We start from the raw sequence: 21,687 nt of genomic DNA on the forward strand, positions 1-21,687 counted from the left end.
ACCGGAAGGAGAGAGACAGATGAAGCCGTCCAATTTCGTGATTTTCTATGTGCAGGATACCGCCGCAAGCGCGGCTTTCTATGCCAGGCTGCTGGGCATGGGCCCGGTGGAACAGATGCCGGGCTTTGCCATGTTCGTAACGCCTGAAGGGTTCAAGCTCGGCCTGTGGCAGGGGCAGAGTGTCATCCCGCCCTCGGACGGCCAGATTGGCGGCACCGAAGTGATGTTCGAATGCGCGAGCAATGAAGAGCTCGAGGCCACCCACCGCGCCTGGACCGGGATCGGCGCCGTCATCCTGCAGAAGCCCGAGCAGAGAGACTTCGGCTACACCTTCACCGCCGCAGACCCGGACGGGCACCGGCTGCGCGTTTACCGCCGCAATGAAAATCCGGTGTGAAGACGAAAAGCTCCGCGCAGGCAGCACGCCTGTGCGGACCATTCTTTCTAAAGTGTCAGGCAGCGCCTTCCAGCGCGTCCCGGTCCTTCTTGCGCATGCGCTCGGAGGCGGACTTGAGCTGGCCGCAGGCGGCGAAAATGTCGCGGCCGCGCGGGGTGCGGATGGGCGAGGCATAGCCGGCGCGGTTGACGATGTCGGCGAATTCCTCGATCCGTTCCCAGTCGGAGCACTCGTAGTCCGAGCCCGGCCAGGGGTTGAACGGGATGAGGTTGATCTTCGCCGGGATGCCCGCGAGCAGGCGCACCAGTTCCCGCGCATCCGCATCGCTGTCGTTCACGCCCTTCAGCATCACATATTCGAAGGTGATGCGCTTGGCATTGGACAGGCCCGGATAGCGGCGGCAGGCATCCAGAAGCTCCTGGATCGGCCACTTCTTGTTGATCGGCACCAGCACGTCGCGCAGATCATCACGCACCGCATGCAGGGAGATCGCCAGCATGCAGCCGATCTCGTCGCCCGTGCGGGCAATCTCCGGCACCACGCCGGAGGTGGACAGGGTGATGCGGCGCTTGGACAGCGACAGGCCGTCGCCATCGGACGCGATCAGCAGCGCCTGCTTCACATTGTCGAAATTGTAGAGCGGCTCGCCCATGCCCATCATCACCACATTGGTGACGAGGCGGCCTTCGGACGGCACGATGGCACCCTGCGGAGTGGCGGCGTCGGGAAAATCGCCCAGCCGGTCGCGCGCGATCAGTATCTGCGAGAGAATCTCTTCCGAAGTGAGGTTGCGCACCATCTTCTGGGTGCCCGTGTGGCAGAAGGTGCAGGTCAGCGTGCAGCCCACCTGCGAGGAAACGCAGAGCGTGCCGCGCCCTTCTTCCGGAATATAGACGGTCTCGATCTCCACCGGACGCCCTGCCCCGCGCGGGGGAAAGCGGAACAGCCACTTGCGCGTGCCGTCGACGGAGATCTGCTCCGAGACGATTTCCGGCCGCGCAATGGAGAAATGGTCCTGCAGCGTGTAGCGCAGATCCTTGGCGATGTTGCTCATCTGGCCAAAGTCGGACACGCCGCGCACATAGAGCCAGTGCCACAGCTGCTGGGCGCGCATCTTGCGCTGGCGCTCGGGGATATCGATGGAGGCCATGGCTTCGGCGAGCCCGGCCCTGTCGAGACCGATCAGCGTGGGCTTTTCCGCCGCAGCAACAAGCGCCGGGGCCGGAGCGGCCGACTGTGCAGCTGCAGGTGTCTGCGCGGCGGAACGATGCGCAAGGTCAAGCGAGATCGCCATGGCGTCCAGTATCCAGATCCGAGGGTCAAAACCCGAAGGTTGAGAGGCCGCAAAAGCCATGCGCCGGAACGGACCAGTCCGCTGCTTCAGCGCTTTGAAAACAGAAAAGGCGCAGCCTCCCGCAGGAGCCGCGTCCATTGGCGCCTGAAAAACCACAGGAGCGCCGGAAAATCAACTGCCGATGCGATGAGAGGCGGCAAATGCCGTGCGGCAAGGGGTGCAGCCCGGAGGCTGCCCCCTGCGCGCCTTGAACAAGGCGCTGATCCGCGGAGTGCCAGGCGGCCGGTACCACCGGCTGCCTTCAGGCTCAGCGGCAGGCCTGGTTGGCCGTGTCGATGGCCGCCGTCACGCCCGAGAGCGAGAAGGCATAGGATGTTTCCGTGCCGCGGCCCGAAACAGCCTTTACACTCATCTTGCTGCCCGCCTTCATGGCGGCAACGAGCTGCTGTTCGGCGGCCGCGTTCTCCACCCATGCCCCATCGTTCTTGGTGAACATGGTGAAGGGCTTGCCGTCGATATCGACAGTCACCTGCGATCCTTCCCGCAGCGGATAGCCGACCTGCAGGCTCGGCTCGCTGTTCACGCCTTCCGAAGGACGGGTCGACACGAAGAAGAACACATCTCCGTGATTACGGTCCGTCGGCAGCATCTGCGTGGGCTTGGTCAGGGCGAAGCAGACCTTGCCGCCACCGCTCGCGTGGGTATAGGCCGCCCAATCCCTCTGCTGCTTCAGCAGCGTCGGAGCCTGGGCGACGGCGGCAGCTCCGGACAGAGCGAGGAACAGACCGGCGGTTACCAGGGTTCGTGCTTGCATCATCTCCACACCGTTTTGCTTGCGCGTCAAACGCTTCAGATTTTACTCAAGTGTCGTCCGGCATATAAACCTTGGATTAAGGCTACCTTAAAGCCGGTTACGAAAGGGTTGAAAGCCAATCAATCGCGTGGCGCTCGCCGCCATTCCCGCTATTATCGGCTCGCGTCATGCGCACGCTGGCTGGATAAATCGGGCGAGAGTGTGACATACGTTCCGGGATTACCGGATTATGACCGGGTTAAAACCCGGCGCATTGGGAGTGAAGTCTGCGGTGAGTCAGGCGCAGTATTTTTCAGAACTGATCGAGAAGGTCGCCGCAACGCAGGATAAGGCTGCGTTCATCGAATTATTCGATCACTTCGCGCCGCGCATCAAAGGCTACCTGATGCAGCAGGGCACCGACAGCGCCAGCGCCGAGGAACTGGCGCAGGAGGTGATGGTCATCCTGTGGCGCAAGGCCGCCCTTTTCGACAAGACCAAGGCCTCTGCCAGCACCTGGCTGTTCCGCATTGCCCGCAACCGGCGCATCGACTCCCTGCGCCGCCTGAAGAACGGCGATCTGGATGCGGAAGATCCCGCCCTGCAGCCCTCCGCGCCGGAAGATCCGGACGTCATTCTCGACACAGGATTGCGGGAGGAGCGCATCCGCGCCGCTCTCGAGGAGCTTCCCGAGGCTCAGCGGGAGGTGGTGCGCCAGGCCTTTTTCCTCGGGCTGTCACACAACGAGATCGCCGAAAGCACCGGCCTGCCGCTCGGCACCGTCAAGTCCCGCATCCGCCTTGCCTTCGCCCGCCTGCGGCAGGTGCTGGAGGCAGATGCGGCGGTCGACATCGACTGAACACGGCTGATGATGCTGGCGCATCACGCCTGGAAATTGCTCAAGCGCCGCACGGGCTTCATCAACTTCCGGTGAACCAGACTCACCGGAAGTTGATATCAGTCTTCCCAGCCCGGAATCTGCCGCCCCAGCCGCATGATGGGCCCGCCATGGCGGTGCGGGGTCTTGTCCTGCTTCGGCCCGCCCGCTGTGACCGGCCGGTCAGCGTAGCGGCCCAGCGCCCGGTGCCGGTCATAGAGCACGATGGCCCCGGCGGTGGCGACGTTGATGCAGAACTTCGCCGGGATCTTCACCACATGGTCGCAGCGCGCCAGCATGGCGGAGGACAGAGAGCCGCGCTCCGGCCCCAGCACATAGGCAGCGCGCAGCGGATGCATGAAGCTCGGCAGATCGATGGCCTCGTCGGTCAGCTCGATGCCGACAAGCTGGCAGCCCGCGGGCAGATCCATGGTGTCCACCGTGTCCCATTCGAACAGCGGCAGATGGTCCGGGCTCTTGGAGGTGTCGGAGCGCGGCGCCCGGCGGATGGCAGGCCCGGCATCCACGGTGAAGAAGAAGCTCGCCCCGAAAGCATGCGCCGAGCGCATCAGGTTCCCAAGGTTCATCCGCTTGGACAGGCCCTCAGCCCCCACCCCGAAATAGCCGCGCATCTTCCACTTCCTTCTTCCGTCATTCCTGCAGAGGCTCATAGACGCTGGGGCTGCCCGCCTCAACCCGCCAACGCCTACGGATGCCCGCCCGAGCCAGCCGCACGGTACTTTCCGTAACGAGATTTTCCTTGCAGTGCAGCAGCGCCGGCCACAGATTAACTATGGTTCACAACATGTGTGGAGCGGGGGCCCTGCGTGAAAGCCATCCTTTGTCATACCTACGGTCCAGCTTCATCGCTGACCGTTGAAGATCTGCCTGCGCCCTCCGTTGGCCCGGGCGAAGTGCTGGTCCGCGTCAAAGCCTGTGCGCTGAACTTCTTCGACACGCTGATCATTCAGGGCAAATACCAGCTGCGGCCGGAAATGCCCTTCTCCCCCAGCGCCGAATTTGCAGGCATCGTAGAGCGCACCGGCGAGGGCGTGGAACGCGTGCGGCCGGGCGACAAGGTGATCGGCTACGTCCGCTTCGGCGCGGCGCGGGAACTGGTGGCGGCCAGCGAGGATGACCTCATCCCCATGCCGGAGGGTATTTCCTTCGAGGAAGCCGCCGGGGTTTCCGTCACCTATGGCACCACGCTGCACGCCTTCCGCGACCGGGCAAAGCTTCAGGAAGGCGAAACCGTGGTGGTGCTGGGGGCTTCCGGCGGCGTGGGACAGGCTGCGGTGGAGATCGCCTCCCTGATGGGCGCACGCGTCATCGCCTGCGCCTCCTCGGAAGAAAAGCTCAGCCGCGCCCGCCAGCTCGGCGCGGTGCTGACCATCAATTACGAGAAAGAGAACCTGAAGGCGCGGATCAAGGAGCTGACGGACGGCGCCGGGGCCGATGTGGTCTATGATCCGGTGGGCGGTGATCTGGCCGAGCAGGCGCTGCGGGCCACCGGCTGGGAAGGCCGCTATCTGGTCATCGGCTTTGCGGCCGGCGATATCCCGAAGATCCCGCTCAATCTGGTGATGCTGAAGGGCTGTGATGTCCTCGGCGTCTTCTGGGGCGAATCGATCATCCGCGACCCCGAGGGCCACTGGGCCAACATGAGCCAGATTCTCGACTGGGTGCGCCAGGGCCGGCTGAAGCCGCAGATCCACGCGGTCTACCCGCTGGAGGAGGCCGCAAAGGCCATCCAGGAAATCGCAGACCGCAAGGTCATGGGCAAAGTGATCCTGACGCCCTGACCGGGCTGCCAAGGCTCTTCGCCCGCCTGCCGTTTGAAACGAAAAGAGCCCGGGCGTGAGGCCCGGGCTCCGGTCATGGCATCTGCGGAAGAGATCAGTTCAGCTTGTCCACCGAACCGAGGGTGAAGATCTGGGTTTCACCCGGAGCGTCGTCGACGCCGTCATTGTCGGTGACGAGGATCATCCGGCCGTCGGCGGTGACGGTAAAGCCTTCCGGCTTGTCGAGCAGCCAGCCCTTGGACGAGGCCAGTGCCGAGATCAGATCCAGCTTCACGGTCTTTTCCACCACAGGCAGGGTGCCGCCGAGGGCAACCGGCTCGATGCCGGCAAGATCGATCACGCTGATCTGCTTGATGGCAGCAAGTTCGCCTCCCTGATTGTCACGCTCCAGCACGGCGAAGCGCTCGCCGCCCAGATGGGTGATTTCGGACAGGCCAACCCAGCCGCCGGCAGAGCTCTTCGGAGCGTCGAGCGGATAGTGGACGAAGCCCCAGGACTTGTCCGCCGGGTTGTAGATGCCGAGCTTGACGAGGCCCTTGGCATCATCGCCCCACTCACGCTGGATTGCGGTCACGACCAGCGTCTGGCCACCGCGCTCGAACTCGGCGACGCCCTCAAAACCGAAACGCTTGGACTGGGCAACGAGAGCTTCCGGCAGGCTGATTTCTTCCGTCACCTTGCCGTTGGCATCGGCCTTGACCAGGAGATGCGGCACGCCTTCCTTCTCCGGATTGCCTTCGCTGACAAGCCAGAAACCGCCATCATTAGCCAGCGAAATACCTTCCATGTCGAACTTCTTCGGCGAGCCGCCGGTGATGTTCACATAGGAAGCGATCTCCACCGGGCTCATCGACAGATCGAGCGTGTAGATGCGGGCCTGATCATAGAAACTGTCCGAAACGGCATAGAGCTTGTTCGGGTCGGTCTTGTCAGCCGCAAGGCCCGAAAGGGCACCCCAGCCGATCGGGGCACCGGTTTCCGGATCAAAGGCGGAGGTCAGCACCGGATAGGCCGGCTTGTCTGCGCCAAACTCATAGATACCGACCTGCGAGCGCAGACCGTCCTTCGGCTTGTCGGCCTCGTTGGCGACAACGAAGAGATTGCGGGACGGGATCGCCAGGACGCCTTCCGGCGCCACATGGGTGGGCAGCATCTGCAGGAGTTGAGGCTCGCCGCCCGTGTCCTTGAACACCGACACCATGTTGGCGCGCTCGGAGTTCACGAAGATCAGCTTCTGGCCGCCGAACTCGCCGATGGCGACGCCTTCCGGCTCAGTGCCCTTCTTGGACGCGCGCTTGGCCGGATAGTGGCCGGTCATCATGGCGATGTGCTCAAGCTTGTTGCCGCTGTCGTAGAGCACTTCACCCTTGGTGTTCCAGATGGTGAAGCCGCGCGAGCCGCCTTCATAGTCGCCTTCGTTGGCGGTGATGAAGCGGTCATTGTCGAGCCAGGCCACGGCATCGGGCTCGCGCTTGACGTTCTCGGTGTTGCCCGAGGCGTCGGAACTGGCGCCCTTGGCGACCGGAACAGCTTCCGCGCTGGCGGTACCGGCGGAGAAATGTGCCGTCACCGTGCCGGAGGCCAGATCGATGAGGGCCAGATGGTTGTTTTCCTGCAGTGTCAGGACCGCGACGTTGTCTTCGTTGATCGAGACGAATTCCGGCTCCGGATCTTCCGGTGCGATTTCGGCAAGACCGGTCACGTCAACGATGCGGGCCGCCTCGCAATTGACGGGCATGCCATCGGCATCCAGATCGAAGATGGCGACATGGCCGGCGGGCATCTGCGGCAGCTTGCCTTCATTCAGCTCTTCATCGCGCTCGTTCTCGATGGCAACGGCCAGGAACTTGCCGTCCGGCGAAATGGCGACCGAATCCGGCTGGCCCTTCACGTCGCAGGTGGCGGCGATGAACTGGTCCGCAAGGCTGATCACCGCCAGATGGCCCGACGGCTCGGTGTAGTTCGGGCTGGTGTTGACACCGGCGAGGATGAACTTCTGCGCCGCCGTTACCGACGTGGGCTCACCGCCCATGGCGATGCGGCCCGCCGGTTTCGGCTCGGCCGGATTGGCGATGTCAACGAAGACCACGGCCTCACCGGGGCTGTCGGAAAAGACCAGCGTCTGGCCATCCTTCGTCACGGCGATGATCTCGGCCGAGGTTTGCGTCGCCGGATCAACACCTTCGCCAAGCGTCTTGTAGACCGGCATGGTGGCGATGCGGGTGAAATAGGTGTCGGCAGCAGATGCCTGTGAGACAGCGGCCAGAACGGAAAAACCAGCCAGAAGCTGGCTGCGCAGAGAAATCATGATGCCTCCCCGAAACGGGACGTTTGATGAAAAGACGGGACACGCTAGGCAACGCCGGCGAAGCCGCGGTGACAGAAGCGTGAAGCTTTCGTGACGCAAGGCCTTGGACTGCGGCAATTGCGCAACAGCCTGAAGCGCTTGAGCGGCGGCACATCACATAAATTCTGGACAGATGCCCCCGCCGGGTCTTTACTCAGGCTCACATGCGGATGGCCCAACGTCCGCCGGCTGGCCACTTGAGTACGGCCAGCCATTTTCACGCTCTCCTTTCGCGGATACCCAGGATGACAAGCGCCTTCTCGCGCCTTGCCCTTGTGCTTGGCCTGCTTTCCTGCGTCGGCCCCTTTGCGGTCGATCTCTATCTGCCTGCCCTGCCGCAGATCACGGAAAGCCTTGGCACGACGGCCAGCGCTGCGCAGATGACCTTCACCGCCTATTTCCTCGCCTTTGGCCTTGCCCAGCTGATCTTCGGCCCGATGGCGGACTGGCTGGGGCGCAAGCCGCCGATCTATGCAGGCCTTGCCGTGTTCATCGCCGGATCCGCCATCTGCACAATAGCCCCTGACATCAACTGGCTGGTCTTTGGCCGCTTCGTCCAGGCCCTGGGTGCTGCGGCTGCCATGGTCATTCCGCGCGCCATCGTGCGCGACATGCACACCGGCACAGAAGCTACTCGATTGATGGCGCTGGTGATGCTGGTGATCAGCATCTCGCCGATGCTGGCACCGCTCACCGGCTCAGCCATCATTGCGGTGGGGAGCTGGCGCTTCCTGTTCGTGGCCCTTGGCCTTGCCGCAGCGCTGGCCATGGCCCTCACCGCCTGGCAGCTGCCCGAAACCCTGCCGCCGGAGCGGCGCGTGCCGCTGCGGCCGAAAGCCATTCTCAGAGGCTGCCTTGACCTGATGCGCGATGCCCGCTTCCTCGGGCTGACGATGACGGGCGGTTTCGGCATGGCGAGCTTCTTCGTCTTCATCGGCGCGGCCTCGTTTGTCTACACCGGCCACTATGGCATGAGCCCGGTGGGCTTCAGCCTTGCCTTCGCGCTGAATGCCATCGGCTTTTTCGGCACGTCGCAGCTCGCGGCCGGGCTCGGGCGCAAGCATGGCATGGCACGCGTCGCCTTTCTGGCCGTCACCGGCTTTGCCCTGTGCAACGGGGTGCTGGTAACGCTGGTGGCCTTCGGCTTTGATGCCCTTCCCGTGGTGATGGTGCTGCTGTTCCTCGGAAATGCCTGCCTTGGCCTCGTCATTGCGCCCACCATGGTGATGGCGCTGGACGATCATGGCGAGAACGCTGGCCTTGCCTCCTCCCTCGGCGGCACGCTGCAGATGCTGGCGGGCGCCCTGATGCTGGTGCTGGCCAGCCCGTTCTTCGACGGAAGCGTGCTGCCCATGGTGGGCGCCATCGCCGCCTGTGCGGCCTGCGCCTTCATCATCGCCGTCCCCACGCTGGGGCGCAACCGGACCGCACCGCTCCACCCCTGAGGTGGAGCGGCCTTCGGCCAATCAAACATTGACAACTGCCGCAATTCCCGCCAAAAGCGTGGCCGGTCCTGCCGTTAGAGAGTGTGGATTGAGACGATGATGTTCCGGCTTGCTGCCGCAGACATGGGCATTGAGGCGATGGCTCCGGCCAGCGCTGCTGCCGCTCGTCTTATGACCACCGCAGCCAAACTCACTAAAACCACCGCTAAAACCACCGTTTGACGGTGCCTCTCGTCCCGCGCTCCCCCGGGATGGGCGGGCGCCGGAGAGCCGGGCAGGTGCCGCGTGTGCGGGCCCGCCGGGCAAGCGGGGAGACGGATGAGAGAGGAATTCATGGGCTACAAGATCGCCATTGTTGGTGCCACGGGCAATGTGGGCCGCGAAATGCTGGACATTCTGGCCGAGCGCGGCTTCCCGGCAGCTGAAGTCGTGCCGCTGGCCTCGCGCCGGTCGCAGGGCACCGAAGTCTCCTTCGGCGACAAGACGCTGAAGGTGCAGGCGCTGGAAAACTATGATTTCTCCGACACCGACATCTGCCTGATGTCCGCCGGCGGCAGCGTTGCCAAGGAATGGGCTCCGAAGATCGGCGCACAGGGCTGCGTCGTCATCGACAACTCGTCCGCCTGGCGCTACGACGCGGAAGTGCCGCTGATCGTGCCGGAAGTGAATGCGGACGCAGTTGCCGGCTTCACCAAGAAGAACATCATCGCCAACCCGAACTGCTCCACCGCGCAGCTCGTCGTGGCGCTGAAGCCGCTGCATGACGCGGCCACCATCAAGCGCGTCGTCATCTCCACCTACCAGTCCGTTTCGGGCGCCGGCAAGGAGGCGATGGAAGAGCTGTTCAACCAGACCCGCGCCATCTTCGTGAATGATCCGGTCGAGAACCAGAAGTTCACCAAGCGCATCGCCTTCAACGTCATCCCGCACATCGACGTGTTCATGGAAGACGGCTACACGAAGGAAGAGTGGAAGGTTCTGGCCGAGACCAAGAAGATCCTCGATCCGAAGATCAAGGTCACCTGCACCGCCGTGCGCGTTCCGGTGTTCATCAGCCACTCGGAAAGCGTCAACATCGAGTTCGAGAAGCCGATTTCGGCCGATGAAGCGCGCGACATCCTGCGCGAGGCGCCGGGCTGCCTCGTCATCGACAAGCGCGAGGACGGCGGCTACATCACGCCCTACGAGACCGCCGGTGAAGACGCCACCTACATCTCCCGCATCCGCGAAGATGCCACGGTGGAGAACGGCCTCAACATCTGGGTCGTGGCCGACAACCTGCGCAAGGGTGCAGCCCTCAACGCCGTGCAGATCGCCGAGGTTCTGGTGAACCGCGGCCTGATCAAGCCGAAGAAGCAGGCCGCCTGATCCTTCTGCACTGAACAGATCCCGTCAGCAAAAGCCCCGGATTGAACCTCCGGGGCTTTTCAGCTTTAACATGCCCGCCAGAACAGAACGCCGCGCGCCGGACAGGCAGCCTGCGGCCATGGAGGAAACAGATGACGGGCATCTTGGGCGCAGCCGCTAGAGGCCATGCCGCCACGCGCTTTTCGGACCAGCTGGTGCAGGCCGCCGGAGCGGACTGGACCGCTGCCACCGAACATCCCTTCACCCATGCCATCGGCAGCGGCACCATGCCCCGGGACGCCTATGTCCGCTATCTCATCGAGGACTATACGTTCATCACCGATCTGGCGTCCGTGATCGGCTATCTGGTGGCCAAGGCCCCGGACATGGCGGCAAAGCGCCCGTACGCGGCGTTTCTGGCGCTGCTGACCTCCAACGAGAACGACTATTTCATCCGCTCCTTTGCTGCGCTCGATGTGGCGCCGGAGATCTATCTTGAGGCCGCACAGGGGCCCGTCACACGTGCCTTCGCCAGCCTGCTGCTGGAGGCCGCCGAGGCGAGCTACGAGGAAGGGCTTGCGTGCCTGCTCTGCGCCGAATGGGTCTACCTGACCTGGGGCGCACGCGAGGCCCGGAAGCCGCGCCCGGCGGATTTCTGGCTGGCCGAATGGATCAATCTGCACGCCGGTCCCGGCTTCGAGGGCTTCGTCTCGTTCCTGCGCGATGAGATGGACCGGACTGCCGCCCGCCTTACGGAAACCGAGAGAAGCCGGGCCACGGAGCGGTTTGTGCACATGTGCGCACTGGAGAAATCCTTCTTCGACGCGGCCTGGAACGGCCCAGCAGGAGCGGCCCAACCGGCCTGACCCCCACCATCATGCCCATCTATGAAATCGCCGCGCTCGCGGCGGCGGCCCTTTGGGCCTATGGCGGCATCATCTCCGCCGCACCGTCCTCCCATCTGGGTGCGATTGCCTTCAACCGGCTGCGCATGCTGATGGTTTTTGCCATGCTGGCTGCTGCGGTGACCGTTGGTCCCGGATGGAGCTCGCTCGGCTATGAGCACATGGGCGCGCTGGTGCTCTCCGGCCTCATCGGCATCTTCATCGGCGATACGGCCCTGTTCCTGACACTGAACCGCATGGGTCCGCGCCGCACCGCCATGCTGTTCTCGCTGAACGCCCCCATGTCTGCGGTACTCGGCTGGCTGGTGCTGGGCGAAGCGCTGAGCGGACAGGTGCTGGCCGGTGTCGTCATCTGCTTCGCCGGGGTGATGCTGTCCATCGCCTTCGGCAAGCGCCGGTCGCAGCTGCACACATGGGAGAGCATCAAGGGGCCTGTGTGGATCGGCCTTCTGCTGGGGCTGGCCGCTGCACTGTCCCAGTCCATCGGCTCGCTCATTGCCCGTCCGGTGATGGAAACGGGCGTTGATCCGGTCGTGGCCTCGGCCGTGCGCATCGGCATCGCCGCGCTCGGCCTTGTCTGCCTCGGCGCCCTGCCCTTTTCCTATCTGAAACCGGCGAACCCGCTCACGCTCAGGATTGCGGGCTGGACGGCCCTGTCGGGCTTCATCGGCATGGGTGTGGGCATGACGCTGGTGCTGTTCGCGCTGTCCGGCGGCAAGGTGGGCATCATCTCCACCCTGTCCGCCACGACGCCAGCCCTGCAGCTGCCGCTCCTGTGGTGGCGCACCGGCGAAATGCCGGCCCCCGGCGCTTGGATCGGCGCCGCATTGGTCGTTTTCGGCTGCGGACTGATGTTCGGGGTGTAGCCGCTTCAGGCCGCCCGCTCTCCCTGCTCGCCGGCAATGCGCACCACATCGGCCATGATGCCGGTGAGCTGGAAGTCCTTCGGGGTGTAGACCGCAGCAACGCCCATGGCCTTCAGCGTCCGGGCGTCCTCATCCGGAATGATGCCGCCGACAACGACGGGAATATCGGCAATGCCTGCCGCCCGGAGCCGTTCCAGCACGTCGCGCACCAGCGCCAGATGGGAGCCGGAGAGGATCGACAGGCCGATGACATGCACGCTCTCCTCCAGCGCCGCGTTGACGATCTGCGCCGGGGTGAGGCGGATGCCCTCGTAGACCACTTCCATGCCGCAGTCGCGGGCACGCACGGCAATCTGCTCCGCGCCGTTGGAATGGCCATCGAGCCCCGGCTTGCCAACAAGGAACTTCAGCCTGCGTCCCAGCTTGCGCGAGACGGCTTCAACGCTTTCGCGCACCGCCGCCACATCGCCCGCATCATCCCGTGCGGCACGGCCAACGCCGGTGGGGGCGCGGTACTCGCCGAAGACCTCGCGCAGCGCTGCTCCCCACTCACCGGTGGTGACACCCGCCTTTGCCGCGGCAATCGAAGGTTCCATGATGTTGCGCCCTTCGCGCGCCGCCGCCTTGAGCCCGGCAATCGCCGCCTCGGCAGCGGCCCCGTCACGGGCGGAACGCCAGGCCTTGATGCGTTCGATGGCTTCATCCTCCACATGGGCAGAAACGGTCAGGATGCCGCCATCTTCACCGGCGGCCAGCGGCGAAGGCTCGCTCTCGGTCCAGCGGTTGACGCCGACAACGATCTGCTCGCCGCTTTCAATGCCGGCAAGGCGGCGGCTGTTCGCCTCCACCAATTGCTGCTTCATGTAGCTGGTCTCCACGGCAGCGACGGCCCCGCCCATGGCATCGATCCGGGCCAGTTCCGCCCGCGCTTCGGCCTTCAGCTCTTCCACCCTTGCGGTGATGACGGAGGAGCCGTCGAAAATATCGTCATAGTCGAGCAGGTCCGTCTCATAGGCGAGGATCTGCTGCATGCGCAGGGACCATTGCTGATCGAACGGCCGGGGCAGGCCCAGCGCCTCGTTCCAGGCCGGAAGCTGCACGGCGCGGGCGCGGGCATTCTTCGACAGAACCACGGCCAGCATCTCGATCAGAATGCGGTAGACGTTGTTCTCCGGCTGCGGCTCGGTCAGACCCAGCGAGTTGACCTGCACCCCGTAGCGGAAGCGGCGGTAGCGCGGATCGGCGATGCCATAGCGGTCGCGGCAGATCTCGTCCCAGAGCTCGGTGAAGGCGCGCATCTTGCACATCTCGGTGATGAAGCGCATGCCGGCATTGACGAAGAAGGAAATGCGGCCCACCGCCTGCGGAAACTCCGCCTCCGGAATGGCCCCGCTTGCCTTCATGCCATCCAGAATGGCGATGGCCGTTGCCAGCGCGAAGGACAGCTCCTGCACCGGCGTCGCTCCCGCCTCCTGCAGATGGTAGGAGCAGACATTCATCGGGTTCCACTTCGGCATCTCGCTGTAGGTCCAGGCGATCACATCCGTGGTCAGCCGCAGCGAGGGTGCAGGCGGGAAAACGTAAGTGCCGCGCGAGAGATATTCCTTGATGATGTCGTTCTGCGTGGTGCCGGCCAGCCGCTTGCGGTCTGCCCCCTGTTCATCAGCCGCCGCCACATAGAGCGCCAGCAGCCAGGGGGCGGTGGCGTTGATCGTCATGGACGTGTTCATCCGCTCCAGCGGAATGTCCTGAAACAGGGTGCGCATGTCCCCCAGATGCGCCACCGGCACGCCCACCTTGCCGACCTCGCCCCGCGACAGCAGGTCATCAGGATCATAGCCCGTCTGGGTCGGCAGATCGAAGGCGATGGAAAGGCCGGTCTGGCCCTTGGCCAGATTGGCCCGGTAAAGCCTGTTGGAATCGGCCGCCGTGGAATGGCCCGCATAGGTGCGGAAGATCCAGGGCTCATCCCGCTTCCGGCCGCCCTCGCCCATCGTCTTGTCATCACTCATGCGGACACCCTCCACCCGGCCTGCCGACCGTCATCCATCCCAGCACGATAAGGCCTCAGCGGCACCGGATAAATTCGCCAAAAGTCGCCCTGCTGCGGCGCAATATAATTTCACCAAACGAAATAATTTTCATGAGAAAAATACCGCACCGTACAAATTTGCCGTAACGTCAAATAATAAAAAATTAACACGCACTTACCTCTAGTATAGTTAGGTTGAAATCAGGAACTAAGTCACATGAGATTGTCATTTATCCTTAGAGCCGTTGTCGGAACACTTGCCGCAACGGCATGCCTGATCACAGGATGGATAAGTATTGAATCGAACTCGAGGCTTCAGAAATATAGCCTTGCAAATGCGCGCGTTAAGACGATGCAGGCCCTGTCTGACATTCCCGCAAATGCGAACGCGGAGCGGGGCCTGATCACTCTTCTTCTGGATTCCGAAAATGCGGCCGAACGCTCGCGCGAGGCCGACGTTGCCAAGAGCCGCCAGCCGACGGATGTTGCCTTCACCAAGGCCTTGGATGCAGCGGCAGAGCTTGCCGCGCTTGAGCCGGCCAGTGCCGCCGCCGCAGACATCGTGAAGAAGAGCCAGGCAGACTGGCTCCAGATGCGCGCAGCCAATGACCGTTTGGTCTATTCCGCCCCGCTGGAGCAGCGCCGCAAGGCCTCGCAGGAGACTTTCGCAGCCTCGGCGAACATGAACAAGTCGGTGCTGGACACCATCGACCGCGAGATGGAGATCCTTGCCGAAGTCGATGGCGTTGCGCTCAACTACAGCAAGCTGGCCCGCACCGTCTGGCAGCTGCGTGATACCGGTGGCCGTCAGGCCGGCATGATGCAGGGCTTCGTCGTCAGCGGCCAGGCGCTCACGCCCGAGCAGCTTGAGACCTTTACCCGCCTCGATGGCGAAGTCCGCCAGATCTGGAGCGAGATCATCAAGGAGGCAGACAAGCCCGGCGCAAATCCGGCCGTGAAGGCGGCCATTGCCGGCGCCAAGGCCAACTATGTGGATGCCTTCGCCGCCCTGAAGGCGGATGTGCAGCCGGGCTTTGCCACGGGTGAGTTCAAGATTGACGGCAACGCCTACCGCCAGCGTGGTGTCGCGCTGTGGCCCGCCGTTCTGGCTGTCCGCGATGCCGCCTTCGAAGCGGCCCTGCAGCGCATCGAAACCCTGCGGGCGGATGCCGCCAGCAGCCTTTATTCCACGCTGGCCCTGATGGCCTTCGTGCTGCTGACCGCAGCTGCTGCCTTCTGGATCATTGCGGCCAAGGTCATCCGTCCGATGAGCGCCATGACCGGCGCCATGAGCCAGATTGCCCATGGCAACCTCGACATTCCGATCCCCAGCTCCGGGCGTGAGGACGAGATCGGCGAAATGGCCAAGGCCGTGACCATCTTCCGCGACAATGCCATCCAGATCCGCAGCACGGAGCAGGAAAAGGAAGAGATGAAGGCCCGGGCAGAAGCGATGCGGCGCCAGGAGCTCGATGCGCTTGCCTCCGGCTTTGAAGCCGATGTCATGGGCGTGGCCCAGGCGCTGGCAGAAGCTGCCCTCAATCTGGAGCGCAATGCCGGGCAGATGGGCACCCAGGCCGAGCGTACCTCCAGCCGCGCCGGAGCCGTGGCCGCAGCGTCCGAACAGGCTTCTGCCAACGTCCGCACCGTAGCCGCAGCGACCGAGGAAATGTCGAACTCGACCCGCGAGATCAGCCGTCAGGTGCAGGTATCGGCCGAGATCACCGTCAAGGCCAACACCGAAGCAGCGCGGGCCGGGTCCATGGCCGAGGGTCTGGCTCAGGCGGCCCAGAAGATCGGCGAGATCGTGAACCTCATCAACCAGATCGCCTCCCAGACCAACCTCCTCGCCCTCAATGCCACCATCGAGGCAGCCCGTGCCGGAGAGGCCGGACGCGGCTTTGCCGTGGTGGCGACGGAAGTGAAGGACCTTGCGGCCCAGACCGCCAAGGCCACGGAAGAAATCGCCTCGCTGGTTTCCGACGTGCAGTCGGGCACCTCGAATGTGGTGGGCGCCATTCAGGGCATCCGCTCGGTCGTGGGCGAGATTTCCGACATTGCCGGCATGATCTCCGGCTCCATCGACGAGCAGTACAAGGCCACCACCGAAATCCTGCACAATGTCGAGGAAGCGGCGACCGGCACCGTGGAAGTGTCCCGCAACATCACCGATGTGAACGAAGCCGCAGAACTGACTGGCCACATCGCCCGTGATGTTGTCAGCGCCTCCAACGGCATTTCCAGCCAGGCCGAGGAACTGAAGGGCAAGGTGGAAGGCTTCGTCCGCCGCGTCCGCGCCGGCTGACAACCACCGCCACCACTGCAAGACAAGGACAGCCCCCCCGCGCGGGGCTGTCTTCATATGAGGGCCCCGGCGAAATACCGGTTTTCCGGCCGCAATGGCTGGCAAACGGCAGCATGAGCCCCTATGTTGGCCACATTGCCCGGGTAGAGCGCCCGAGATGGCGGCGTACCCCGGACATGGCATGACACCGGCACACAGCAGACAAGACACAGAAGACAGGACCGCAGGAGCATCGCACCTTGCACCGGCCCTGTTCAAATTGCTGCTGCTGGCTTTTCTGGCCGCCCTGCAATGGACGGCCCTGCCGGGACAAATCTCCCGGCCGGATCTGCAAAGGGCCGAGGCCGGACTTGCCAGCGCCGGACAGGCCGCGCAAGCGGCCCAGCGCGCCAGAGACGCCTGGCGCACTGCAACGGCGGAATGGCGCAAGTCCGGGCCGGACCGTCACCTCTCCCCGCCGCCGCAAGGGTCTGATCCGGCTGGCCTTGCCCCCTCAGGCACAGAGCACCTTCCGCAGGCCGGACGGCTGGCACAGGCAGCTGTTTCGCCTGCCCTGCCCGCACTGGCGCTGCCGCGCGATTTTGATGCCCGCGCCCCTCCGGCTGCGGCCTGACGGAGCATTGCTCCCTTTCTGACCTGACTTTCCCTGTTTTTCTCCACGGCTGACGCTTGCGCAGGACTGGCTCCGCGCGGGCGTGCCGTTCCATGGATCATCACACCATGCGCAAATCACGCTGGGTGCTTGCAGCCTATCTGGCTGTCATCATCTTCGGGCTGCTGGCGGCATTGCCCAATTTCCTGTCTCCCTCACAACTGGCCAGCCTGCCCGGCTGGCTGCCGAAACAGCCCGTCACGCTGGGCCTCGATCTTCGCGGCGGATCGCATCTCGTGCTGGAAACGGACACGAAGGCCCTGCTGAAGGACCGGATCGACGATCTGCAGCGGCAGGCCCGTCAGAGCCTGACCAGTGCCGGCATTGCCACATCGTCCCTGCGCGCCGGGGACGGCACCGTCACCATTGCCCTCAAGGATGAAGGGCAGACGGACGCCGCCGTGGAAGCGCTGCGCCCGCTGATCAACGCCGCAGGCGGACTGATGCCCGGCATGGCCGGAGCGCCGGACATGACCATCACCCGCACGGGCAGCGGCACGCTGGAGATGAAGCTGACGGAAGAAGGCATCCGCGACCGCATCAGTGCGGCCGTGGCCCAGAGCCTCGAGATCATCCGCATGCGCATCGATCAGGCCGGTGTCGCCGAGCCCGTGATCCAGCGGGCGGGCGGGGACCGCATCATGGTGCAATTGCCCGGCGTGCAGGACCCGGCCCGCATCCGCGAGCTTCTCGGCAGCACCGCCAAGCTCTCGTTCCATATGCTGGCCGATGCCGCACCGGGCGCACGCCTGCCGGCCGGCGTCAGTCTGCTCCCCGCCGTCAAAGGCGGCACGCAATATCCGGTCGAAAACCGTGTGGCCCTGTCAGGCGAGCGGCTGGCCGATGCAAGGGCAGGCTTTGACCCGCAGACCCGCGCTCCGCTGGTGCTGTTCCGCTTTGACAGCAGCGGCGCAAGGCAGTTTGCCGAAATCACAAAGACCAACACCGGCAAGCCCTTCGCCATCGTGCTGGATGGCAAGGTCTTGAGCGCACCGGTCATCCAGCAGCCGATCACCGGCGGCTCGGGCCAGATCAGCGGCAACTTCACCATTGCGGAAGCTGCAGACCTTGCCGCCCTGCTGCGCGCGGGCGCCCTGCCTGCCCCGCTCACCGTCATCGAGGAGCGGACCGTCGGCGCGGATCTGGGAGCCGATGCCATTGCAAGGGGCGTTGAAACCGGCATCGCAGGCTTCGGCCTGGTGTATGCCTTCATGATGGTGCTCTACGGCCGCTGGGGTCTTGTCGCCAATTTCGCGCTGGCGCTGAACGTGCTGCTGACGCTGGGCGCCCTCAGCCTGATGGGCGCAACGCTGACGCTGCCCGGCATTGCCGGTATCGTGCTCGGCATCGGCCTTGCGGTGGATGCCAATGTGCTGATCAACGAACGCATCCGCGAGGAAACACGCAAGGGGCTCAGTGCCCATGCGGCGCTCGATGCCGGCTTCAGGCGCGCCTATGCGACGATTGTGGATTCCAACGTCACGGCACTGATCGCAACGATGCTGCTGTTCTGGTTCGGCACCGGCCCGGTGCGCGGCTTTGCCGTCACCATGGGCCTCGGCATCGCCATTTCCATGTTCACCGCCGTGTCGATCGTCCGGGTCATCATGACGGCCATCGTGCGCAGGTGGCGGTTGAAGAAGCTGGTCATCGAACCGCCCTTCGGCTTCCGCCTGATCCCCGACGGCACCAGCATCCGCTTCATGCGCGGGCGCTTCATCGGCATCGGCATGTCCATCTTCCTGTCGCTTGCCTCGGTGGCTCTGCTGATCAAGCCGGGCCTCAACCTCGGCGTCGACTTCCGGGGCGGCATCCAGATGGAGGTGACAACGCAAGGTCCCGCGGATCTTGCCAGCCTGCGCAGCGGACTGGGCGGGCTGGGCCTTGGCGAGATCGCCCTGCAGCAATTCGGCGATCCCACCCACGTCCTCCTGCGGGCCGAGCGCCAGCCGGGCGGCGAGGAGGCGCAGACGGCAGCCGTCAACACCATCCGCAGCAACCTTGCGCAGATTGCACCCGGCTCCCAGGTCGAGCGTACGGAGGTGGTGGGGCCGAAGGTCAGCGGCGAACTGGCGGCAGCGGGCATCCTTGCCGTCATTCTGGCCAGCCTTGCCATGCTGCTCTACATCTGGGCCCGCTTCGAATGGCCCTTTGCGGTCGGCGCCATCGCCACACTGGTGCTGGACGTGACCAAGACGGCCGGCTTCTTCGCGCTCACCGGCATCGACTTCAACCTCACGGCCATTGCCGCGCTGCTGACACTCGTCGGCTACTCGGTCAACGACAAGGTGGTGGTCTATGACCGCATGCGCGAGAACATGCGCCTCTACAAGCAGATGCCGCTGCGGGAGATGATCGACAAATCGATCAACGAAACCCTCGGCCGCAGCCTCTACACCTCGATCACCGCCTTCCTGGCCATGCTGCCCATGGCCATCTGGGGCGGCAGCGCGGTGGAGAGCTTCGCCGTGCCGATGGTGTTCGGCATCGTGGTGGCAGCCAGTTCATCGGTGTTCATCGCCGCACCGATCCTCCTCTTCCTCGGCGACTGGCGCAAACGCCGCCAGAAAAAGGCGCAGGTACTGCCCGCCGAACCGGCGGCGCAAGCCTGAGCCTATAAAAACAACCTGCCCCGCCGCTTTTTGCCGGCGGGGCACTTGCACCGCACGGACGAACTCAATCAAAAAGAAAGTTCCAGAAGGATAACAGCCATATGCCCCATGACACGCCGCTGATTGCCACCATCGTTGCCGGACTTGGCATCGCATTCATTCTGGGGGCAATTGCGAACCGCCTGAGGCTGCCGCCGCTGGCGGGCTACCTGATCGCGGGCGTGCTGGTGGGGCCGCACACACCGGGCTTCGTGGCCGACCAGAATCTGGCGCCCGAACTTGCAGAAATCGGCGTCATCCTGCTGATGTTCGGCGTCGGCCTGCATTTCTCGCTGAAGGATCTTTTGTCGGTGCGGGCGATTGCCGTGCCGGGCGCACTGGTGCAGATCCTCGCCGCGACGCTGATGGGGGCGGGCCTTGCCTGGATGATGGACTGGCCGCTGCGTTCCGGGCTTGTCTTCGGCCTTGCCCTGTCGGTTGCCAGCACCGTGGTGCTGCTGCGCGCCCTGCAGGAACGCCGCCTCGTTGCGACAGAACAAGGGCGCATCGCGGTCGGCTGGCTGATCGTCGAAGATCTGGCCATGGTGCTGGCGCTTGTCATCCTGCCCGCGATTGCCAGCGTCATCGGCGGGGAAAGCACCATCGCGCCCGATCCGCTGGCCGCCCGTTTCGGCCTTGGCATCTGGGGCGTCCTGGGTCTGACGCTGGTCAAGGTCGCGGCCTTTGTGGCGCTGATGCTGATCATCGGGCGGCGGGTGATCCCCTGGATCCTGCATTACATTGCCCACACCGGCTCGCGCGAACTGTTCCGCCTTGCGGTGCTGTCCATCGCTCTGGGTGTCGCCTTTGGCGCGGCCAAGCTTTTCGGCGTGTCGCTGGCGCTGGGGGCCTTCTTCGCCGGCATGATCCTGAGCGAATCCCAGCTCAGCCACCGGGCCGCCGAGGAATCCCTGCCCCTGCGCGATGCCTTCGCCGTGCTGTTCTTCGTCTCGGTCGGCATGCTGTTCGACCCGGCCAGCATCATCGAGGACCCGCTGCCCGTCATGGCAACGGTCTTCATCATCGTCGCCGGCAAGTCTGTTGCGGCCTTTGTCATTGTCCGGCTCTTCGGGCATTCGCGGGAGACCGCGCTGACCATTGCCGCGAGTCTTGCCCAGATCGGCGAGTTCTCCTTCATTCTCGCCGAGCTTGGCGGCAAGCTGAACCTCCTGCCGGATCAGGGCCGCGATCTCATCCTTGCCGGTGCCATCCTGTCCATCCTGCTCAACCCGCTGTTCTTTGCCGCCATCGACTGGCTGAAGCCCAAAACGGAAGCACAGGAGGAAGGTGCCGCCGCTGCACCGGCGGCCCAACCTGCGGAGAAGCAGGCGAAGACGCCGGTCGTGCAGGCGACCAGCCAGACCGGGCATACCATTCTCGTCGGCTTCGGCCGGGTCGGCAGCCTCACCGGGCGGGAGCTGCAGGCTGCAGGCGAACCGCTGCTGGTGATCGAGGATGCGGACAAATCCCTGACCGCGCTGAAGGAAGCCGGCATCGAGGTGATCGTTGGCAATGGCGCGCGTCAGGACGTGCTGCAGGCGGCCAACATCGCAGAAGCCCGGCGGCTGATCATTGCCATTCCCAACGCCTTTGAGGCGGGGCAGATCGTCATGCAGGCCAAGGCCGCCAATCCGGAGATCGACATCATCGCCCGCGCCCATTTCGACGCGGAGGTGGACCATCTCGCCGGCCTCGGTGTCGGCACCATCATCATGGGCGAGCATGAGATTGCCCGGGCCATCGTGGAGAAGGTGACCGGAGCGCGTCCGCTCACCTGATCCTGTCCTGCACCCAGCGCCCTGACCTTCTGTGCACCGCAAAACAGGGCAGACTGCCGTAACGCAAGTTAAGCAATAGTCGTATAGATCAAACGCAATTTTAGACGGATAGTTGCGCGATAGCGGGTCTTTCGCACCCAACCGCTGCTGCGCTGCAATAGTCCTGCGCCGCAGGGAGGCGTGCAAGAGCCGGGCT

At 64.3% G+C, this 21,687-nt stretch carries 17 protein-coding genes; 12 read left to right on the top strand and 5 right to left on the bottom strand.

What is annotated here, in order from left to right; translation table 11 throughout:
- Positions 1 to 19 precede the first annotated feature (19 nt).
- Positions 20 to 397 (top strand): VOC family protein, encoded by a 378-nt coding sequence (locus tag ACVNHC_RS20450; RefSeq protein ID WP_374629133.1) that lies wholly within the window; start codon positions 20 to 22, stop codon positions 395 to 397.
- A 55-nt stretch (positions 398 to 452) separates the two neighbouring features.
- Here the strand turns inward: ACVNHC_RS20450 and rlmN are convergent, their stop codons facing one another.
- Together rlmN and ACVNHC_RS20460 are read right to left on the bottom strand one after the other, a co-directional pair.
- The gene (gene rlmN, locus ACVNHC_RS20455; protein ID WP_457169126.1) at positions 453 to 1,691 is read right to left on the bottom strand and encodes a 23S rRNA (adenine(2503)-C(2))-methyltransferase RlmN; all 1,239 of its coding nucleotides are present in this window, start codon (positions 1,689 to 1,691) and stop codon (positions 453 to 455) included.
- Between the two features lie 307 nt (positions 1,692 to 1,998).
- Positions 1,999 to 2,505, bottom strand: coding sequence for an invasion associated locus B family protein (locus tag ACVNHC_RS20460; RefSeq protein WP_174235486.1), 507 nt, complete (start codon positions 2,503 to 2,505; stop codon positions 1,999 to 2,001).
- A gap of 229 nt (positions 2,506 to 2,734) precedes the next feature.
- Here ACVNHC_RS20460 and ACVNHC_RS20465 point away from each other — a divergent pair, with 229 nt between their 5' ends.
- Positions 2,735 to 3,343, top strand: coding sequence for a sigma-70 family RNA polymerase sigma factor (locus tag ACVNHC_RS20465; RefSeq protein ID WP_058898590.1), 609 nt, complete (start codon positions 2,735 to 2,737; stop codon positions 3,341 to 3,343).
- A gap of 98 nt (positions 3,344 to 3,441) precedes the next feature.
- Here the strand turns inward: ACVNHC_RS20465 and ACVNHC_RS20470 are convergent, their stop codons facing one another.
- Positions 3,442 to 3,993 carry an RNA methyltransferase gene (locus ACVNHC_RS20470; RefSeq protein WP_123195308.1) on the bottom strand — a complete coding sequence of 184 codons (552 nt, stop codon included), beginning with the start codon at positions 3,991 to 3,993 and terminating at the stop codon, positions 3,442 to 3,444.
- 195 nt (positions 3,994 to 4,188) lie between these two features.
- Here ACVNHC_RS20470 and ACVNHC_RS20475 point away from each other — a divergent pair, with 195 nt between their 5' ends.
- A complete protein-coding gene (locus ACVNHC_RS20475; RefSeq protein WP_457169128.1) occupies positions 4,189 to 5,163 on the top strand; it encodes an NADPH:quinone oxidoreductase family protein in 975 nt (324 codons plus the stop codon).
- A 94-nt stretch (positions 5,164 to 5,257) separates the two neighbouring features.
- On the opposite strand, the gene ACVNHC_RS20480 is transcribed toward ACVNHC_RS20475, so the two are convergent.
- The gene (locus ACVNHC_RS20480; RefSeq protein WP_457169130.1) at positions 5,258 to 7,471 is read right to left on the bottom strand and encodes an esterase-like activity of phytase family protein; all 2,214 of its coding nucleotides are present in this window, start codon (positions 7,469 to 7,471) and stop codon (positions 5,258 to 5,260) included.
- A gap of 284 nt (positions 7,472 to 7,755) precedes the next feature.
- On the opposite strand from ACVNHC_RS20480, the gene ACVNHC_RS20485 reads away from it, so the two are divergent.
- The 5 genes from ACVNHC_RS20485 to ACVNHC_RS20505 all read left to right on the top strand — a co-directional run bounded on the left by ACVNHC_RS20485 (position 7,756) and on the right by ACVNHC_RS20505 (position 12,073).
- On the top strand, positions 7,756 to 8,955 hold the full coding sequence (locus tag ACVNHC_RS20485; RefSeq protein WP_457169132.1) for a multidrug effflux MFS transporter: 1,200 nt from the start codon (positions 7,756 to 7,758) through the stop codon (positions 8,953 to 8,955).
- Positions 8,956 to 9,051: 96 nt separating this feature from the next.
- Positions 9,052 to 9,177, top strand: coding sequence for a hypothetical protein (locus tag ACVNHC_RS20490; protein ID WP_457169134.1), 126 nt, complete (start codon positions 9,052 to 9,054; stop codon positions 9,175 to 9,177).
- A gap of 111 nt (positions 9,178 to 9,288) precedes the next feature.
- Positions 9,289 to 10,323, top strand: coding sequence for an aspartate-semialdehyde dehydrogenase (locus ACVNHC_RS20495; RefSeq protein WP_019965398.1), 1,035 nt, complete (start codon positions 9,289 to 9,291; stop codon positions 10,321 to 10,323).
- A 131-nt stretch (positions 10,324 to 10,454) separates the two neighbouring features.
- The gene (locus tag ACVNHC_RS20500; RefSeq protein WP_457169136.1) at positions 10,455 to 11,168 is read left to right on the top strand and encodes a TenA family protein; all 714 of its coding nucleotides are present in this window, start codon (positions 10,455 to 10,457) and stop codon (positions 11,166 to 11,168) included.
- A gap of 11 nt (positions 11,169 to 11,179) precedes the next feature.
- Positions 11,180 to 12,073, top strand: a complete 894-nt coding sequence (locus ACVNHC_RS20505) for a DMT family transporter (RefSeq protein WP_457169138.1) — start codon at positions 11,180 to 11,182, stop codon at positions 12,071 to 12,073.
- Positions 12,074 to 12,078: 5 nt separating this feature from the next.
- On the opposite strand, the gene ACVNHC_RS20510 is transcribed toward ACVNHC_RS20505, so the two are convergent.
- Positions 12,079 to 14,085: a methylmalonyl-CoA mutase family protein gene (locus ACVNHC_RS20510; RefSeq protein ID WP_374629130.1), complete on the bottom strand. Its 2,007-nt coding sequence runs from the start codon at positions 14,083 to 14,085 to the stop codon at positions 12,079 to 12,081.
- Positions 14,086 to 14,457: 372 nt separating this feature from the next.
- Between ACVNHC_RS20510 and ACVNHC_RS20515 the strand changes: the two genes are divergently transcribed.
- The 4 genes from ACVNHC_RS20515 to ybaL all read left to right on the top strand — a co-directional run bounded on the left by ACVNHC_RS20515 (position 14,458) and on the right by ybaL (position 21,491).
- A complete protein-coding gene (locus ACVNHC_RS20515; RefSeq protein WP_457169141.1) occupies positions 14,458 to 16,410 on the top strand; it encodes a methyl-accepting chemotaxis protein in 1,953 nt (650 codons plus the stop codon).
- A 181-nt stretch (positions 16,411 to 16,591) separates the two neighbouring features.
- On the top strand, positions 16,592 to 17,023 hold the full coding sequence (locus ACVNHC_RS20520; protein WP_457169143.1) for a hypothetical protein: 432 nt from the start codon (positions 16,592 to 16,594) through the stop codon (positions 17,021 to 17,023).
- A gap of 107 nt (positions 17,024 to 17,130) precedes the next feature.
- Entirely contained in the window at positions 17,131 to 19,674 is a 2,544-nt protein-coding gene (gene secD / locus ACVNHC_RS20525; protein ID WP_457169288.1) for a protein translocase subunit SecD, read from the top strand.
- Positions 19,675 to 19,775: 101 nt separating this feature from the next.
- Positions 19,776 to 21,491 (top strand): YbaL family putative K(+) efflux transporter, encoded by a 1,716-nt coding sequence (ybaL, locus tag ACVNHC_RS20530; protein ID WP_457169145.1) that lies wholly within the window; start codon positions 19,776 to 19,778, stop codon positions 21,489 to 21,491.
- The last annotated feature ends 196 nt before the right edge of the window (positions 21,492 to 21,687 follow it).

It is taken from the genome of Pannonibacter sp. Q-1, from assembly GCF_054073275.1.

What these genes read in the sequence shown, in the direction of transcription:
- ACVNHC_RS20450 (WP_374629133.1), top strand. Translation starts at nt 20, where the DNA reads ATGAAGCCGTCCAATTTCGTGATTTTCTATGTGCAGGATACCGCCGCA.
- rlmN (WP_457169126.1), bottom strand. Translation starts at nt 1,691, where the DNA reads ATGGCGATCTCGCTTGACCTTGCGCATCGTTCCGCCGCGCAGACACCT.
- ACVNHC_RS20460 (WP_174235486.1), bottom strand. Translation starts at nt 2,505, where the DNA reads ATGCAAGCACGAACCCTGGTAACCGCCGGTCTGTTCCTCGCTCTGTCC.
- ACVNHC_RS20465 (WP_058898590.1), top strand. Translation starts at nt 2,735, where the DNA reads ATGACCGGGTTAAAACCCGGCGCATTGGGAGTGAAGTCTGCGGTGAGT.
- ACVNHC_RS20470 (WP_123195308.1), bottom strand. Translation starts at nt 3,993, where the DNA reads ATGCGCGGCTATTTCGGGGTGGGGGCTGAGGGCCTGTCCAAGCGGATG.
- ACVNHC_RS20480 (WP_457169130.1), bottom strand. Translation starts at nt 7,471, where the DNA reads ATGATTTCTCTGCGCAGCCAGCTTCTGGCTGGTTTTTCCGTTCTGGCC.
- ACVNHC_RS20485 (WP_457169132.1), top strand. Translation starts at nt 7,756, where the DNA reads ATGACAAGCGCCTTCTCGCGCCTTGCCCTTGTGCTTGGCCTGCTTTCC.
- ACVNHC_RS20490 (WP_457169134.1), top strand. Translation starts at nt 9,052, where the DNA reads ATGATGTTCCGGCTTGCTGCCGCAGACATGGGCATTGAGGCGATGGCT.
- ACVNHC_RS20495 (WP_019965398.1), top strand. Translation starts at nt 9,289, where the DNA reads ATGGGCTACAAGATCGCCATTGTTGGTGCCACGGGCAATGTGGGCCGC.
- ACVNHC_RS20500 (WP_457169136.1), top strand. Translation starts at nt 10,455, where the DNA reads ATGACGGGCATCTTGGGCGCAGCCGCTAGAGGCCATGCCGCCACGCGC.
- ACVNHC_RS20505 (WP_457169138.1), top strand. Translation starts at nt 11,180, where the DNA reads ATGCCCATCTATGAAATCGCCGCGCTCGCGGCGGCGGCCCTTTGGGCC.
- ACVNHC_RS20510 (WP_374629130.1), bottom strand. Translation starts at nt 14,085, where the DNA reads ATGAGTGATGACAAGACGATGGGCGAGGGCGGCCGGAAGCGGGATGAG.
- ACVNHC_RS20515 (WP_457169141.1), top strand. Translation starts at nt 14,458, where the DNA reads ATGCAGGCCCTGTCTGACATTCCCGCAAATGCGAACGCGGAGCGGGGC.
- ACVNHC_RS20520 (WP_457169143.1), top strand. Translation starts at nt 16,592, where the DNA reads ATGACACCGGCACACAGCAGACAAGACACAGAAGACAGGACCGCAGGA.
- secD (WP_457169288.1), top strand. Translation starts at nt 17,131, where the DNA reads ATGCGCAAATCACGCTGGGTGCTTGCAGCCTATCTGGCTGTCATCATC.
- ybaL (WP_457169145.1), top strand. Translation starts at nt 19,776, where the DNA reads ATGCCCCATGACACGCCGCTGATTGCCACCATCGTTGCCGGACTTGGC.